This window comes from Shewanella eurypsychrophilus, from assembly GCF_007004545.3.
Taxonomy (GTDB): Bacteria; Pseudomonadota; Gammaproteobacteria; order Enterobacterales; family Shewanellaceae; genus Shewanella; species Shewanella eurypsychrophilus.
The window spans coordinates 2,775,358-2,791,465 of record NZ_CP045503.2 but is presented as its reverse complement, the minus strand read 5'-3'; the positions used below and the strand labels follow the sequence as shown (position 1 = coordinate 2,791,465).

Annotated in this window: 14 protein-coding genes and 1 tRNA gene; 7 read left to right on the top strand and 8 right to left on the bottom strand. The window is 43.8% G+C overall.

The features are described from left to right. Positions 1–3,219, top strand: a complete 3,219-nt coding sequence (locus FM038_RS11795) for an efflux RND transporter permease subunit (RefSeq protein ID WP_195873266.1) — start codon at positions 1–3, stop codon at positions 3,217–3,219. A gap of 133 nt (positions 3,220–3,352) precedes the next feature. Here FM038_RS11795 and FM038_RS11790 read toward each other — a convergent pair whose 3' ends face one another. The 3 genes from FM038_RS11790 to punC all read right to left on the bottom strand — a co-directional run bounded on the left by FM038_RS11790 (position 3,353) and on the right by punC (position 6,139). Then, positions 3,353–4,207 carry an META domain-containing protein gene (locus FM038_RS11790; protein WP_142874889.1) on the bottom strand — a complete coding sequence of 285 codons (855 nt, stop codon included), beginning with the start codon at positions 4,205–4,207 and terminating at the stop codon, positions 3,353–3,355. 439 nt (positions 4,208–4,646) lie between these two features. Continuing rightward, positions 4,647–4,737 (bottom strand) — tRNA-Ser (locus FM038_RS11785). A gap of 142 nt (positions 4,738–4,879) precedes the next feature. Further along, on the bottom strand, positions 4,880–6,139 hold the full coding sequence (gene punC, locus FM038_RS11780; RefSeq protein ID WP_142874888.1) for a purine nucleoside transporter PunC: 1,260 nt from the start codon (positions 6,137–6,139) through the stop codon (positions 4,880–4,882). A 128-nt stretch (positions 6,140–6,267) separates the two neighbouring features. Between punC and punR the strand changes: the two genes are divergently transcribed. From punR to FM038_RS11750, 6 genes are all read left to right on the top strand, one after another. After that, entirely contained in the window at positions 6,268–7,170 is a 903-nt protein-coding gene (gene punR / locus FM038_RS11775; RefSeq protein WP_142874887.1) for a DNA-binding transcriptional activator PunR, read from the top strand. 204 nt (positions 7,171–7,374) lie between these two features. Further along, complete coding sequence (locus FM038_RS11770) at positions 7,375–8,034, top strand: Bax inhibitor-1/YccA family protein (RefSeq protein ID WP_142874886.1); 660 nt, start codon at positions 7,375–7,377, stop codon at positions 8,032–8,034. Positions 8,035–8,092: 58 nt separating this feature from the next. Further along, on the top strand, positions 8,093–8,482 hold the full coding sequence (gene tusD / locus FM038_RS11765; protein WP_142874885.1) for a sulfurtransferase complex subunit TusD: 390 nt from the start codon (positions 8,093–8,095) through the stop codon (positions 8,480–8,482). Next, positions 8,482–8,838, top strand: coding sequence for a sulfurtransferase complex subunit TusC (gene tusC / locus FM038_RS11760; RefSeq protein WP_142874884.1), 357 nt, complete (start codon positions 8,482–8,484; stop codon positions 8,836–8,838). The genes tusD and tusC overlap by 1 nt, the downstream gene beginning before the upstream one ends. After that, on the top strand, positions 8,838–9,119 hold the full coding sequence (tusB, locus tag FM038_RS11755; protein ID WP_142874883.1) for a sulfurtransferase complex subunit TusB: 282 nt from the start codon (positions 8,838–8,840) through the stop codon (positions 9,117–9,119). The genes tusC and tusB overlap by 1 nt, the downstream gene beginning before the upstream one ends. Continuing rightward, a complete protein-coding gene (locus FM038_RS11750) occupies positions 9,113–9,451 on the top strand; it encodes a TusE/DsrC/DsvC family sulfur relay protein (protein WP_142874882.1) in 339 nt (112 codons plus the stop codon). The genes tusB and FM038_RS11750 overlap by 7 nt, the downstream gene beginning before the upstream one ends. Before the next feature lie 352 nt (positions 9,452–9,803). Here FM038_RS11750 and serS read toward each other — a convergent pair whose 3' ends face one another. The 5 genes from serS to FM038_RS11725 form a co-directional block, all read right to left on the bottom strand. Next, complete coding sequence (gene serS / locus FM038_RS11745) at positions 9,804–11,090, bottom strand: serine--tRNA ligase (protein ID WP_142874881.1); 1,287 nt, start codon at positions 11,088–11,090, stop codon at positions 9,804–9,806. Positions 11,091–11,108: 18 nt separating this feature from the next. Then, positions 11,109–11,483 carry a fluoride efflux transporter CrcB gene (gene crcB / locus FM038_RS11740; protein ID WP_142874880.1) on the bottom strand — a complete coding sequence of 125 codons (375 nt, stop codon included), beginning with the start codon at positions 11,481–11,483 and terminating at the stop codon, positions 11,109–11,111. Continuing rightward, positions 11,476–12,807, bottom strand: coding sequence for a replication-associated recombination protein A (locus FM038_RS11735; RefSeq protein WP_142874879.1), 1,332 nt, complete (start codon positions 12,805–12,807; stop codon positions 11,476–11,478). The genes crcB and FM038_RS11735 overlap by 8 nt, the downstream gene beginning before the upstream one ends. A 15-nt stretch (positions 12,808–12,822) precedes the next feature. Continuing rightward, a complete protein-coding gene (gene lolA / locus FM038_RS11730) occupies positions 12,823–13,449 on the bottom strand; it encodes an outer membrane lipoprotein periplasmic chaperone LolA (protein ID WP_142874878.1) in 627 nt (208 codons plus the stop codon). An 80-nt stretch (positions 13,450–13,529) separates the two neighbouring features. Next, the gene (locus tag FM038_RS11725) at positions 13,530–16,064 is read right to left on the bottom strand and encodes a DNA translocase FtsK (RefSeq protein ID WP_195873265.1); all 2,535 of its coding nucleotides are present in this window, start codon (positions 16,062–16,064) and stop codon (positions 13,530–13,532) included. Positions 16,065–16,108: the final 44 nt, after the last annotated feature.

Below are 16,108 nucleotides of genomic sequence, written 5' to 3'. Positions count from 1 at the left end.
ATGTCAGATAACAAAGAGCCTCAGATACCTACACCCCACGAAGATACACAAACGGGCATCATAGCCTGGTTTGCCCGCAACAGTGTTGCGGCTAACCTCTTGATGCTGATCATTATCATAGGTGGTCTCTTGACCGCCGATACGATACGTAAGCAGTTTTTCCCTCAGATAGAGATCAACTGGGTCGAATTTAATGCCTTCTATCCTGGCGCGGCCCCCCAAGAAGTAGAGGAAGGGATCACCATAAAGGTTGAAGAAGCCCTTGAGAGTGTACAAGGCCTCAAACGGGTGATCACCTATTCTAATCGTAACTCTGCCACTGGCTATTTTCGAATCGAGGATTCTTACGATCCTCAAATCGTACTCGATGAGATCAAATCAGAAATAGACTCGATATCCAGTTTCCCCGATGGCATGGAAAGGCCAAAAGTTGAGCGTATTAAACTGCGCCAAGAAGTGCTCTACATGAGCTTGTACGGTGATATGACACCAAGACAACTTAAGGTACTGGGTGAGAAAATTCATGATGAGTTAATGCAATTGCCTTTGGTTAACATCACCGATTTTTACGGCGGACTGGATTATGAGATAGCCATCGAAGTCAGTCGAGACAGGTTGCGTGAATTTGGACTCACGTTTAACGATGTCGCCAAGGCAGTTCGTGGTTTCTCCCGTAACATGTCGGCGGGTCAGATCCGCGCCGAGAACGGTTACATCAACCTCAGAATTCAAAATCAGGCCTACGTAGGTTACGAGTTCGAGAACCTGCCTTTAATCACCTTGCAAGATGGTACCAATGTGCTCTTAGGTGATATCGCTACGGTTATCGATGGTTTTCAAGAAGGTATTCAATACTCAAAGTTTAACGGTAAGAACTCGGTCACCTTCTTTATCGGTGCCGCGAACGATCAAAGCATGACAGATGTGGCCGAGGTCGTTAAAGCCTATGTCGCCGAGAAGCAAAAAGCACTACCTGACGGGCTTAAGCTAGAGACCTGGGTTGACATGACCTACTACCTGGAAGGCCGTTTAGATCTCATGTTAGATAGCATGAAAACCGGTGCGGTACTTGTCTTTATGATGTTAGCCCTGTTCCTGCGGGTGCGTCTGGCATTCTGGGTCATGATGGGTCTGCCGGTTTGTTTCCTCGGCACCCTGCTCTTCATGCCAATGCCAATGATCGATGTCACAGTGAACGTGATCAGCCTGTTCGCCTTCATTTTGGTACTGGGCATCGTGGTGGACGATGCCATTGTCATGGGTGAAAGCGCCCACGATGAGTGTGAACAAAATGGGCAGAGTCTGGAAAATGTAATCCGCGGTGTCAAGCGGGTTGCCATGCCTGCAACATTTGGCGTACTGACCACCATAGCGGCATTTTTGCCACTGACCCTCGATGACGGTCCCTCCTCCGCTTTCGGTAAAGCCATAGGCTATATCGTGATCTTATGCCTGATATTTTCGCTAGTCGAGTCAAAGCTCATCTTGCCATCACACTTGGCCAGAATGAAGCCTAGAACCAAGGTGAAACCAGGCTCTAAAAATCCTTTGGATTGGTTACGTAATGGCGTTAACTTTATTCAAGGCAAGGTCGATACGGGTCTACAACATTTTATTCAGAATATATACCGCCCGACGCTCACCAGTGCAGTCAAGTATCGCTATACGGTCATTATGCTGTTTATCAGTTTTATACTGATCTGTGCAGGTTTATACGCCGGTGGCATGATCCGCTTCATCGGACAGCCTAAGATCCCCCATGATTTTCCTCGGGTGAACTTCGAGATGAACGTGGATGCTTCTGAGAAAGCGACATTATCTGCGGCGCTCGCTATCGAGAAAGCTATTTATAACGTAGATAAGCAGCTTGAGGAGCAATATGGTCAGGGCATGATCTCAGACATGCAGGTCGATCTTAAGGGGCGTACTTCGGCAGAAGTCATGACCAAGCTGGTGGATCCCGAGCTTAGGCCCTTAGATACCTTCGAGCTTGCTGAGCTATGGCGTCAAGCCATGCCCCTCATACCAGGAATGAAGTCATTCGAAATTCAGGATAACTTGTTCGGTGGTGGTCGTGACGATGGTGACATCAGTTTCCGCCTGGAAGGAAAAGATGAGCAACAATTGATTGCCGCTTCGAATGAACTCAAGGCTAAGCTTAACTCCCTCAAGGGGGTGGGTGATGTCAACGACAGTCGTCAATCCAGCGCGAAAGAGGTGCAGTTTGAACTCAAACCTCAGGCCTATGGTCTGGGTCTCACCTTAGCCGACATAGCCTCTCAAGTGGGTAATAGCTTCTATGGTCTGGAAGCTCAACGTATCTTGAGACATGGCTCAGAGATAAAGGTGATGCTGCGCTATCCCGAAAGAGAGCGTAATTCTATCGCTCAGGTCAGCGAAGTATTGATTGTCACCCCACAAGGCGCCGAAGTGCCACTCTCGGAAGTGGTTAATATCACAGTCACTCAAGGGGTCAATGGCATTCGCCGTGAAAACGGTAACCGTACCATCAATGTCTGGGCTTCTGTCGATGCCGATCAGGCCGAACCTTTCAAGCTGGCTCAGGACATTCGTGATAACTTTATGCCTCAGCTGCTAAAGAAGTATCCACGAGTACAAAGTGAAGTGTCGGGTAATATTCAGGAACAGATGGACAGCGCTAAGACTCAGTTAAGAGACTTCATCATCTCTTTGTTGATCATTTACAGCCTGTTGGCCATACCACTGAAATCCTATTCCCAACCCTTAATGATCATGGCAGTCATTCCCTTCGGCGTCATTGGCTCAGTACTCGGTCATATGATCATGGGAATCGACTTAAGTGCTCTTTCTCTGTTCGGTATCATCGCCGCAGCGGGTGTCGTGGTGAATGATTCACTGGTGATGGTGGATTACATTAATAAGTCTAGAGAGACAGGCATTGCGATGAAGACGGCGGTACTTGAGGCGGGTTGCAGACGTTTCAGAGCCATTATGCTGACCTCACTGACCACCTTTATCGGCTTGATGCCCATCATGACTGAAACCAGTATGCAGGCGAAAATGGTGATCCCAATGGCGACCTCCCTCGCCTTCGGTGTTCTGTTTGCCACTGTGGTCACTCTGATGCTGATCCCTTGCTTGTATCTCGCTATTGAAGATATTAAAAAGTTGGTCGGCAGCAAGTCTCGTGTTGAGCATGACGATGATCACGCCATGGAGCCAGAGTTGATAAAATAATATTCAGCTTATGTGAAGCTTTGGTATTAACTTAAGGCTTTAACACTAAATCAAAAATGCCGCTTCTGGAAACAGAGCGGCATTTTTATGTTTATATTCCTGGTATTAAAGAGCTATGACTTGTCAAAAAAGACTAGTTCATGTAACGAGACTCGAAAGTTGCGATTAGAACGCCCTTATCGCTCTTCACTGTCAGTGCTTCACCATTGACGCTGTAGCTGGCAAACTCGCCGATAGATTGAAGGAATGCTTGTTCCTGATCCATACCTTGCATACACATCTTACGTGTACCCGCTACCGGCCCCATGGTTAACTTACCTTGATTCGCCTCGAAAGCGCCGGTGAAGTTATTACAACCAGAGAAACCCTTGATGACATTTTTCTCAGCGACGAATTGGATAAAGAGTTCTTTATCACCAGCGCCTAATTTTGCAGGGTTCTCACCCAGACTCATCAATTTCCAATAAGTATTGGTAAACTCGGCATTGGCTTTTTTATCAGACTCGGCTGTCTTTGCACGAGCGACTCGATCCACTTTAATCTCGATAGGCTTACTCTGGCCTTCGGCGAATGGGTTTATGTTAGTCGTCGATGTAAACACTAAGCTGTCTTCGACCTTAATCGTCGCGCGCAGGCTATATCTGTGTCTATCTTGTATCTTACTGGCATCGTATTCGATACCCACGGCATAAGGTGGTGTACCTATATCTGTTAAAGACTGAGTGGCAATCACCTCTGAGGCTGCATCGGCCTTAGAAATATCTTCCAGTGTCACCTCGAGTACTGCATTAGGTGGCAACATTCTACGGTCTAAATAGATAACATTGATATCCAAAGTTTTCATTGCGGTGACCTCAGCTGTGACTTGTTTTTCAGCTGTCGCTGTATCTTGGCTTGGCGTCGTAGAGCCACTATCACATGCCTGTAATACGAAAGCAGAAAGTAAGACCGAGGATGCTAAGGCGAGTTTGTTCATTCTAAACTTCATAAAGTAATTCCTTTTATGTACCGCTACAGGATGAAATGGATGTCATTCTGTAAAAAAACAAAGATTGAACCAGTACGAGCTAAATAACAAGATAATACAGCCAAAAGCTGAGTAAATTAACAATATAATACCCTATGAAAACTTATGGTTACACAAGAAGTAACAGATATGATGATGCTACTACACACTGTTAAAATTTAAACGTTCTTAAAAATAGCGACGAGATAGCTGACTTAAACAATAGGAACACGAGGGACACATTCCGATATTTAAAAGTAAGAACGAAAAAGCCCGCTATCTTTCGATAACGGGCTTTTCTGAATGTGGCGGAGAGATAGCGATCTTATATTAGGAACCCAAGGGTTCATCTCTCTATCAAACTATTTCTTTCCTAAACGAAAAAACCCCTAGCATTTCTGCTAGGGGCTTCATCTGAATGTGGCGGAGAGATAGGGATTTGAACCCTAGACGGGCTATAAACCCGTGCCGGTTTTCAAGACCGGTGCATTCGACCACTCTGCCATCTCTCCGAACGCCGCGAATAATATAGCGACACAGGGAACTTGTAAAGTGCTTAAATAAACTTTTTAACCATAAAGCCTAACTAAGTGACTGACCGCTCAATATTGTCGCTATTCGTCTATTATTTAACTGCCTTTTAACTGCTATTGATTACTTAGGTTCGTTCTCATCACAGTTAATTGCAATTCGAGCAGGATCGATCGTAACAAAGTTTGCTCTTACTTGTGACCAAGAACTATTTTTCCTAAGTAGATAGCCCAATAGTACACCGACAGAGCAAAGCAATATCCCCCAGCCTATTGCCAGCTCACCCAATGATGCCCACATAGCCACTAGACTTGACGCGCCAAAGGCGATGCTGATCTGCAAGAAGTTCTGCAAACCAGCAGCTTTTGTCGCATGCTGAGTAAACTCTTGTAAAGCACTGTTAACCACAATTGGATATATTGCACCATTGGCGGCCGCTAGAACTGAAAATGAGATTAACAGAGGCAGAATGCTGCTGAATGAGAAAACAAGCGTGCTAGCGATGATTGCGACAACACAAATTGCAAATAAGCTTAATAGTGCAGATAACGCGGATTCAACCCCCACTTTTCTGATCAAGGTTTTGCTGGCATAGCCACCCACAATGAACATAATTGTTTGTGGTATAAAGCTTAAACCTATCTCTTTTGCAGCAAATCCATGCTGCTCCATCACTATCGGCCAAACGGTCAAGTACGCAAAAAATGCACCTGAACAAGCACCGAATATGATCACGTTGCCTAAATATTTAGGATTATTGAGTAAACCCCAATATGACATTACTGATGGCTTGGCTTCTGTACCAGTAGGTTTTTTTTCTTTAGGAACAAACACGAAAGTCATTAGCATTAAAATCACGGCTAAACCTGTCAGCAGTAAAAATATGCTCTGCCAACCCGTGATATCCAATACAAATGCACCTAGCAAAGGTGCTAACGCCGGAGACAAGGCAACCAGCGGCATGATATTAGAGAACACATTTTGCGCTTTGGCAGCGTCATATTTTTCAATAACAATCGCTTGCCAGATAACTCCGGCACTACAGGCACCCAGAGCTTGGAAGAAACGAGAGATATTAAATGCCAGCACAGATTCACTCGATGCAATTGAAAAGCTGGCGATGGCGAAGATGAATAAGCCTACAAGTAACGCATAACGTTTACCTATGCGTTGAACTAAAGGCCCGTAGAGTAACTGGCCGATGGCTAAACCAGCCAGGAAGCTTGTTAATGAACTGGCGATCTGAGATGGTGTTGCCTGCATACTGATTTCGATTGCTTTGAATGCAGGTAAGTACATATCGGTTGCAATAAAACCTAGCATGCTAAGTAAAGCTAAGTAAGATAGGAAAAAATAATATTTGGTATCGGATACTGAATTCATAAAAATAACTACTGATAAAGTCTAAAGATAATTAATGGGCTGCGCAGTCTAAACACTTGCTAAATTGAAGTGAAACGTTTAATTTTGATATCAGCCTTCAAAAAAACTCACAGCAGGGAAATGCGAGTATGCTTTCTGAACAATCTATGCAACTAATCGATATGGTCGCGCGGGTAGGTAGTTTCACGGCTGCAGCTAACAAATTGCACAAAGTACCTTCAGCAGTCAGTTATGCAGTAAAACAAGTAGAAAGCGATTTAGGCGTCAGTTTATTTGAACGCCATCATCGCAGTGTGAGTTTAACACCTGCAGGTGAGCATTTTGTTAAACAAATTCGCAAGGTGCTGACTAATATGGCAGCAATAAAAGATGATACCAAGCGTATTGCAAATGGTTGGCAACCTACTCTTTCTATAGCATTTGATAATATAGTCAGGGCAGACAAGATCAGTGTACTCATTGCTGACTTTTACCGTAATTTTACAAATATAGAACTAATTATCCGTATTGAAGTCTTCAATGGCGTTTGGGAGTCAATTGCCAGTGGTCGTAGTGATATTGCTATCGGGGCCACGACTGCTATCCCTGTCGGCGGAGATTATCATTTCAGAGATATGGGTGAAATAGAGTGGGCCTTTATTGTCAGCAAGAAGCATCCTTTAGCTCAGATAGATAGACCACTCATGGATGATGAACTACGTGAATACCCCACTATTTGTCTTGAGGATACTTCTCGAGAGATCCCCAAACGAATGACTTGGTTGTTAGAAAATCAAAGACGCTTAGTGGTTCCTGATTGGATCCGAGCCATTAATTGTTTTCGTGAAGGCTTGGGGATTGGTTATATCCCTTTGCACTTTGCCGAGCCATTTATCAAAACAGGCGCCTTAATACAGAAAGAGATAGAGCGACCTAAGGCCCCTAGCCCATGTTGTATGGCTTGGAATGGCGCAAATAAATCGCCAGCCATGTCTTGGGTACTCGATTATTTAGGCGACAGTAAGAAGCTACACCATGATTGGTTTCTATAAATAGGGAAACGCTCGCATAATTTGCCACTTGAAGAGGCAAAATACACTTTGTGACTTTAACCCCCTACCAAGCTAAGGTATGATTCAATTACTTGCCTACATGTATAGGGGTTAATCAAAGAACATGGAACTCTTTCACTTAATCACTATCTAATTACAAGCATCAAGAAAAACACTCGATTTCAAGGGTCACTGGAGAGATTTATGACGCAACAAACAATGTATTCAACAGGAGCTTCCACACTGGAAGTGAATAAGCTTCTAAAAAACACTTATATGCTACTTTCGATGACGTTAGCTTTCTCTGCGGTATGTGCAGGTTTGGCAATGGCTTTGGCTATCGGGCCGATGATGTCACTTGGATTATCAATCGGTAGTTTAGTGTTATTATTTGTTACCCTAAAAAAGGCCGACTCCAGTGCCGGGATCTTCTGGGTATTCGCATTTACCGGTATGCAAGGCGCTTCACTGGGTTATATCTTGAACCATTACGCCGGTATGGCTAACGGACCACAACTGATCATGCAAGCGCTGGGATTAACCTCAATCATTTTTGTTACCTTATCTGGTTATGCTATTACCACCAAGAAAGATTTCTCTTTCATGAGAGGCTTTCTAATTGCTGGCCTAGTCATCATGGTGGTTGGTTTGCTGGTTAACATGTTCCTGGGTAACGGTATGGTGTTTATGGCACTTAACGCTGGGATTGCGCTGCTAATGACAGGTTTTATCTTGTACGATACAAGCCGCATCGTTAACGGTGGTGAAACTAACTATATCCGCGCAACTATCTCGCTTTACCTAGATTTTCTCAATCTGTTCATCAGCCTTCTGCATTTAATGGGCATCGGCAACGATGACTAATACCAATTAAATTTAATTGAGTTAAAATGGTCCTACTTTTAGGGCCATTTTTTTTGTCATGAGCAAATTTATCATTCAGGTTAACGGTGCAGCGTACGCAAGTTCCGCCAGTTATAATGCCTACCTCTTCGCAAAATCCGCTCTCGAGATGGGTCATGAGATCATACGGATCTTTTTTTATCAAGATGGTGTCTATAACACTAATACATTTAATAGCCCCGCATCTGACGAATATGACATTACACAAGCATGGCGCTCGCTAGCGACTGAGTATGATCTCCAGTTAGTCAACTGTGTATCGGCAGCGCTAAGGCGCGGGATCATTTCAGAAACAGAAGCAAACGAAAGCCAGCTCAGCCACTGGAACATGCAAGCTCCTTTCATTATGGGTGGCCTAGGTGAATTAGTGACAGGAATAGAGAAAGCCGATCGAGTGGTAAGTTTTTAATGAAAAAAATAACCATTATTTTTCGCCGCGCCCCTCATGGGACAGCCCAGGGTCGAGAAGCGCTAGATCTTGCGCTATTAAGTGCAAGCTTCGAGCAAGAAGTCAGTTTAATCTTTATGGATGAAGGGGTATTAAATCTGCTTCCTAAGCAAAAGCCTGAACAGGCCGGTGCCAAAGATTACATTGCAACATTTGGCGCATTGTCACTCTACGATATTGATACGGTACTCGTTTGCTCTGATTCACTTGCACAGTTCGGACTATCAGAAGCAGAATTAACTATCGCTCTCACTATCGCAGACACTCAGACAATTTCAGATCATATTCAGCTAGCCGATGAGGTACTCGTTTTCTAATGATTTTACATCATATTCAAACCTCACCCGGTCAAGACAGAGCCTTAGATTGTGCACTCAAGTATGCGGCTGTAGAAGATAGCTTTATGTTTTCCGGTAATGGCGTTAACGCTCTCCTTATACAAAAATGGAAGAGCCGGTTAAATGATAAGACTGTTTTTCTGCTTAAAACTGACGTGCAAGCCCGCGGTCTAGAGAAGCTCCTAGCTGCTTATACACAGATCGAACATAATCAATTTGTAGAACAAACCCTAATACATAAAAAGGTGATCACTTGGTAAACCAGATAACATATCAAGACAAACAAATAGCAACCGATCATCAAGGTTACTTGAAACAAGTCGGTGATTGGAATGAAGGTATTGCTAAGATCATCGCCAATAAAGAAGAGATTGAGTTAACAGAAGCACACTGGGAAGTGATACTTTTCGTGCGCGATTTCTATCTAGAATTTAAGACCAGTCCCGCTATTCGCATACTAGTAAAAGCTGTTGGCCAGAAGCTCGGGGCCGACAAAGGCAACTCAAAATACCTTTATACACTTTTTCCTATGGGGCCTGCGAAACAAGCCACTAAGATTGCAGGCCTGCCAAAACCGGCAAAGTGTTTGTAATACCCATCAGTATAAAGATGTGATCGGTCATAAAAAAAGCCTCTAACCATAACGTTAGAGGCTTTTTATTAAACAATATTTTTTAAAATAATTATTGCGGCTTCGCCAAATGTAGCAAACATAATTCCGCCAAATACACAGATGATCACTAAATAGGTAAGCCATTGAAAATAGCGCCAACCACTGTCCATGGTATTAATATCCAGATTTTTATTATTCTAGTCTTCTAGTTTGGCCACACTTTATCTTAACAGTCCCTACTAGAACAGTAACGCCACCGAGGACAAAATACTTGAAATGAAACCCACCTATTATTCAAACTAACAATACCATGGGTCTCATAACAATAGGCTTAGCCGATTTTTTCAAGTCCATTCATGTATGGACGTAATACGTCCGGTACTGTGATGCTTCCATCTTCATTCTGATAGTTTTCAAGTACAGCCACTAACGTACGACCCACCGCTAAACCTGAGCCATTTAATGTATGCAATAATGCTGGTTTCTTGGCTGATTTGGCCTTGTAACGCGCTTGCATACGACGAGCCTGAAAATCTTGCATATTGCTACAAGACGAGATCTCTCTGAATGTATCCTGTGCAGGTAACCAAACCTCGATATCAAATGTCTTACTCGCACCAAAACCCATGTCGCCAGTACATAAGATCACAGTACGGTATGGTAGGACTAGTTTTTGTAAAACAGTTTCAGCGTGTCCGGTTAGCGCGTCCAGTGCAGCCATAGAGTCTTCTGGCTTAACCAGCTGTACTAATTCAACTTTATCAAATTGATGTTGGCGAATTAGACCGCGAGTATCACGACCGTATGAACCTGCTTCGCTTCTGAAACAAGGCGTATGAGCGGTCAATTTAACGGGTAAATCATCTTCATCAATAATGGAATCACGGGCTATATTGGTCAAAGGCACTTCTGCAGTAGGAATAAGGCTCAGGCCTTGTCCTTCTTCAGTTGCTGGTTTAGTGTGGAATAAGTCTTCACCAAATTTCGGTAGCTGACCCGTTCCCATCAAGCTTTCTTCATTCACCAGTAATGGCACATAAGTCTCAGTGTAACCATGTTGCTCGGTATGAAGATCTAACATGAACTGTGCGAGCGCACGATGCATGCGAGCAATCTGCCCTTGCATAATAATGAAGCGTGTGCCGCTAATTTTAACTGCTGTTTTAAAATCTAACCCACCTAGAGCTTCACCTAATGCGACGTGATCTTTCACTTCAAAATCAAATTCTCTTGGTGTACCCCAACGACGAACTTCAACATTTTCGCTTTCATCTGCGCCAATGGGTGCAGACTCATCAGGTACATTAGGTACGCTCATAGCGATAGCATTTAGCTCAGAGAGTAACTCGGCAAGCTCGGCTTTCTTAGCATCTAACTCTGCGCCCAAGTCACCCACTTGTGCCATGATAGGTGCAACATCTTCACCTTTGGCTTTAGCTTGGCCGATAGATTTCGAAATCGCATTACGGGAGGCTTGTAGCTCTTCGGTAGCCACCTGCAGTGACTTACGCTTTTCCTCTAATTTACTGAGACGTTCAACATCCAGAATAAAACCGCGGGTAGCAAGACGCTCGGCCGTTACTTCTAATTCGTTACGCAAAAATTTTGGATCTAACATGTTTTATATTCTTAATAGTTAAATGCGAGAAAAAACCAACTGCTGTCCCAAGTAGACCATGAAAATACACAGGCAAAGGTTCAGAGCGATATTAAAAAAAGCCTTTAACCAAGCACCACTTTGGATCAATAACAAAGTTTCGTTGGAAAAAGTAGAAAATGTGGTGAGTGCTCCTAATAGCCCTACACCGACCAAAGCTTTAATTTCAGGACTGACTTCACTGACCTGACCTAAGGCATAAATGATGCCCATCATAAAAGAGCCAAGGATATTGACTAATAGTGTACCAAAAGGAAAAGCCGAGCCAAATAGCTGAACCATCAATATTGAGATCATATAGCGAAAAACTGCACCAATTGATCCTCCTAAGGCCACAAATAGAATATTATTCATACCGTTTGATCTCACTGTCCTTGTCAAGCTGAGAAAGCTGCTCTAACTTTGCTTTAATTCTTTTTTCAAATCCGTGCTCTGTTGGGTAATAAAAGCGGCTATTGGCAAGACCTTCTGGGAAATAACATTCCCCACTCGCGTAGGAATTGGGTTCATCGTGGGCATATCGATACCCTTCCCCATAACCGAGATCTTGCATTAACTGAGTAGGTGCGTTTCTTAAATGTTCAGGTACTGGCTCTTGACCCGTTTCACGGGCTAATTGTCTAGCCGCTTTAAATGCCGTATAAACAGCATTACTCTTAGGCGCACTGGCGAGATAGATTATGGCCTGTGCGATAGCTCGCTCTCCCTCAGAGGGACCAACTCGGTGAAAGCATTCCCAAGCATTGATTGCGACAGTCATGGCTACGGGATCGGCATTGCCAATATCTTCAGATGCTATGGCTAGCAATCTACGAGCAATATACAGGGGATCACAGCCACCCTCCAACATACGACAAAACCAATACAGAGCAGCATCGGGAGCCGAGCCTCTAATCGATTTGTGTACCGCGGATATGAGATCGTAAAACTGATCGCCATTCTTATCGAACCCCGCAAGCTGTTGACCGGCAACTTCGATGATCATCTGTTCGGTGAATGACTCGCCATCGGCAATCATGTCACTCATCAATTCAATTAAGTTAAGGGCTTTACGTGCATCACCATCACATACATTGGCCAGCTTTTTGGCCACTGGATCTGGGATGTTAAACTGCCTTTTACCAAGGCCACGCTCGTCATCGTTCAATGCCTGCCTAACAATGTCTACGATCTCTTCATTGGTCAGTCTCTTAATCAGATAGACACGCGCTCGTGATAACAAAGCATTATTGATTTCAAATGAAGGGTTTTCAGTCGTCGCTCCGATAAAAATTACCGTACCATCTTCAATAAAAGGTAAGAATGCATCTTGCTGGCTTTTATTAAACCTGTGGACCTCATCGACAAAAAGCAAGGTACGTTGACCACGGGACTCTGCCACATTCTTGGCATGCTCAATAGCGGTTCTGATCTCTTTAACACCTGAGGTCACGGCAGAAATGCGTTCTACATGGGCATTAGAATAGTGAGCAACAAGTTCCGCTAGTGTGGTTTTCCCCGTACCAGGTGGTCCCCACAACATCATTGAATGAGCGCGGCCTGCTTCGAGTGCTTTACGAAGTGGCTTTCCCTCTGCCAATAAATGAGACTGACCGATATATTGTGACAGCTCTTGTGGACGCATACGCGCAGCCAAAGGCCTAAAGTCCGGGGCGAAATCAAAGCTGAAACTAGACACTTATCTTTTACTCATTTAATTAGCAGCGTTTAAACGTTGATCATCTATATCAACATCTTCAGGAAGGGTAAATTTAAATAAAGACATCTCTTGTGCAGCAATTGGCTCTTGCTGCGATAACTGAAAACTGCTCACATTGCCCTGCTGATCTTGAAGTACCATCTTGGTTAATGTCTTATCATCAAAGCAAACTTGTACAGATTCGACACCCGCATCAATACTTTTAGGCTTTATGTCAAAACAAGTATCTTTATATGTCACTGAATATTGTGACCAGGTCGCTTCATCACGATGCACGAGTAGTGCTATAGGTGACGCTGTAATAGCTTGGTTGAGATCCATCACTGACACTTGCTCAGCGAACGGATTGTAAATCCATACGTCAGTGCCATCAGCAACGATGAGTGACTCATCTGGCTCAGTGAGGTGCCAATAGAACTTGTTAGGGTAAGCTAGGGCGAACACCCCTTTGCCATTTTGGATCTCTTTGCCATTTATATCTGTGACAACCTGGCTAAAATTAGCCTTTAATGTCGCAACTTCAATCAGCTTTTCTTTTAATGCTGATGACTCATCGGCTATGGCGATGCTCGACAACATAAATGGCAAAGCCATGGTCATTAAGGTCAGACACTTTTTCATAGTTATTCCTTTATACAAAATGCTTTATCCCTGAGCCAGTGGTTTAATCGATAAAATTAACACTCTAGGCTACAGGCTTATTAATATGTTTTCGGTGGAGGCGGCGCAAGCACCTCACGATTACCATTATGACCTTGAGAGCTAACCACTCCCTGAGATTCCATCTGTTCGATAATACGTGCCGCTCGGTTATAGCCAATTTTGAATTTACGTTGCACACTTGAAATTGAACCTCGGCGTGTTTCAGTCACAAAGGCCACAGCTTCATCATAAAGTACATCGGTATCATCATCGGACTCACTGGCTTCACCTGGAAGCAATACTTGTTCGCCTTCTGCCGATCCCTGTAAAATGTCTTCAATATACTGAGGTTTGCCGCGGCGATGCCAATCAGCAACGACGGCATGGACCTCATGATCATCAATAAACGCACCATGAACACGAATGGGCACACTGGTTCCTGGGGGCAGATAGAGCATGTCACCCATCCCGAGTAAGGTTTCAGCGCCTTGCTGATCCAAAATGGTACGGGAATCTATTCGGCTAGATACCTGGAACGCCATACGTGTGGGAATATTGGCTTTAATCAGTCCGGTTATGACATCTACTGATGGTCTTTGAGTCGCCAAAATCAAATGAATACCCGCAGCTCGCGCTTTTTGCGCAATACGTGCAATCAGCTCTTCGACTTTCTTGCCAACGATCATCATCATATCGGCAAATTCATCGACGATAACCACAATCGAAGGCAACTTTTCCAGTTCAGGGGCTTCTGGCTCCATACTGTCAGATGACTTCCATAAAGGATCGACAATGGGCGAACCAGACGCTTTAGCCTCTTTAATCTTAGCGTTATAGCCTTTCAAGTTACGAACACCGAGTGCAGACATCAGTTTATAACGGCGCTCCATCTCACCAACACACCAACGTAGTGCATTAGCCGCCTCTTTCATATCGGTGACCACTTCACACAATAGGTGTGGAATACCTTCATACACAGATAGCTCCAACATTTTTGGATCTATCATGATAAAGCGAACATCATCAGGACCAGACTTATAAAGCAGGCTGGTGATCATAACGTTGACCCCCACTGATTTACCTGACCCTGTCGTACCTGCGACAAGTAGATGGGGCATTTTACCTAAATCGACGACAACGGGATCGCCGGCGATATCTTGCCCAAGCACCATACTCAAGTGGGAAGCGTTATCTTCAAATGCTTTACTGTCTAGCACGTCACGCATAAACACAGTTTCACGGAACTTATTAGGCAATTCTATTCCCACATAAGCCTTACCTGGAATAACCTCTACAACACGGACACTTTCAGCTAACAAGGAGCGAGCTAAATCCTTAGATAAATTGGTTATCTTGGATGCTTTAACACCTGGTGCTAAATCTAACTCAAACCGAGTCACCACAGGACCTGGAAATATCCCCATGACTTTAGCGACAATATTAAAATCTGCCAGCTTAGATTCAACTAAGGCACCTACCTGATCGAGCTCCTCCCGACTGATTGGGTTTTTCTTTCTGTTAGGGACGTCCAATAAGGTAATACATGGCAGTGGCGTGATTGGCTGTTTGGGCTGGTCCACATTTTGACCGGGTAAAACCACAATCCCATCAACAATTTTAGCTGACTCCTGAACGGCAGGTTTAGTCTTAGTTAGCGTCTCACGCTCGCTTTGAGTCACTGCCCCTGTTGAGGATTTAATGTCAAAATCTATACTTGTTTCATCATTACCTTGAGAGACAATACGTTCTGGTTGTGAATCTTCTGTTCTAAAACGTATATTCGTATCATCGCTGTCAGTTTGTGCAGCAATTTGAGGCTCGACACGCTCACTATTAACGGAATAAACACTTTGCTCATCTGTTGCTTCATCAAACTGTTCGAGTTCATTACTCGCTTCAATTTCATTTCGACGTTCACGTCTTTCTTTGAATTTATCAAAAACAGACATAAAGCCTTGGGTATCCTCTGTTTCCCTAGTACGACCTTGTAACTTTTCAGGAAGCTTACGGATAAAATTAAACAACCAGATCACACATGAGCCAGTTAAATCGATAACAGTAAGCCAGCTAATACCGGTCAATAAGGTGAAACCAGCACCAACAAAACACATTAATAGTAAAGTCGTACCCAGCTGATTGAAATAAGGCAACATTGCATCACGGATAACATCCCCCGACACACCTCCGGCAGAGAATTCATAAATATCATTGACATTCATACTACCAAGCGCCGCAAGGCAAAACACAATAAGCAGGAAGCCAATCAATCTGAGTCCTACTGAAAAGTAATCAATTTCTAATAATTTGTGCGTGCGTTTAAATAATAGCCAACCGGTTAACGCGACAATAACGGGGATAATATAAGCGGTATATCCAAAGAAATAGAACAACACATCGGCTAACCAGGCACCTACGGCACCTGTGACGTTTTGGATATCACCTTCGAAATTAGATTGACTCCAACCTGGATCAGAAGAGTCGAAACTACTGAGTGAAAGAAGGATATACGTTGCCAGCATACAACATAAAATGAGACTCCCCTCTAAAAGACGTTGTACTCCGCTGAGTGTTTTAACACTATTTCCCTTAGCCAAATGAAAACCCACAAAAAAGATGAAGACAGGTATGGCTAAGATAT

Coding starts and splice junctions, on each gene's coding strand:
- FM038_RS11795 (WP_195873266.1), top strand. CDS start 1: ATGTCAGATAACAAAGAGCCTCAGATACCTACACCCCACGAAGATACA.
- FM038_RS11790 (WP_142874889.1), bottom strand. CDS start 4,207: ATGAAGTTTAGAATGAACAAACTCGCCTTAGCATCCTCGGTCTTACTT.
- punC (WP_142874888.1), bottom strand. CDS start 6,139: ATGAATTCAGTATCCGATACCAAATATTATTTTTTCCTATCTTACTTA.
- punR (WP_142874887.1), top strand. CDS start 6,268: ATGCTTTCTGAACAATCTATGCAACTAATCGATATGGTCGCGCGGGTA.
- FM038_RS11770 (WP_142874886.1), top strand. CDS start 7,375: ATGACGCAACAAACAATGTATTCAACAGGAGCTTCCACACTGGAAGTG.
- tusD (WP_142874885.1), top strand. CDS start 8,093: ATGAGCAAATTTATCATTCAGGTTAACGGTGCAGCGTACGCAAGTTCC.
- tusC (WP_142874884.1), top strand. CDS start 8,482: ATGAAAAAAATAACCATTATTTTTCGCCGCGCCCCTCATGGGACAGCC.
- tusB (WP_142874883.1), top strand. CDS start 8,838: ATGATTTTACATCATATTCAAACCTCACCCGGTCAAGACAGAGCCTTA.
- serS (WP_142874881.1), bottom strand. CDS start 11,090: ATGTTAGATCCAAAATTTTTGCGTAACGAATTAGAAGTAACGGCCGAG.
- crcB (WP_142874880.1), bottom strand. CDS start 11,483: ATGAATAATATTCTATTTGTGGCCTTAGGAGGATCAATTGGTGCAGTT.
- lolA (WP_142874878.1), bottom strand. CDS start 13,449: ATGAAAAAGTGTCTGACCTTAATGACCATGGCTTTGCCATTTATGTTG.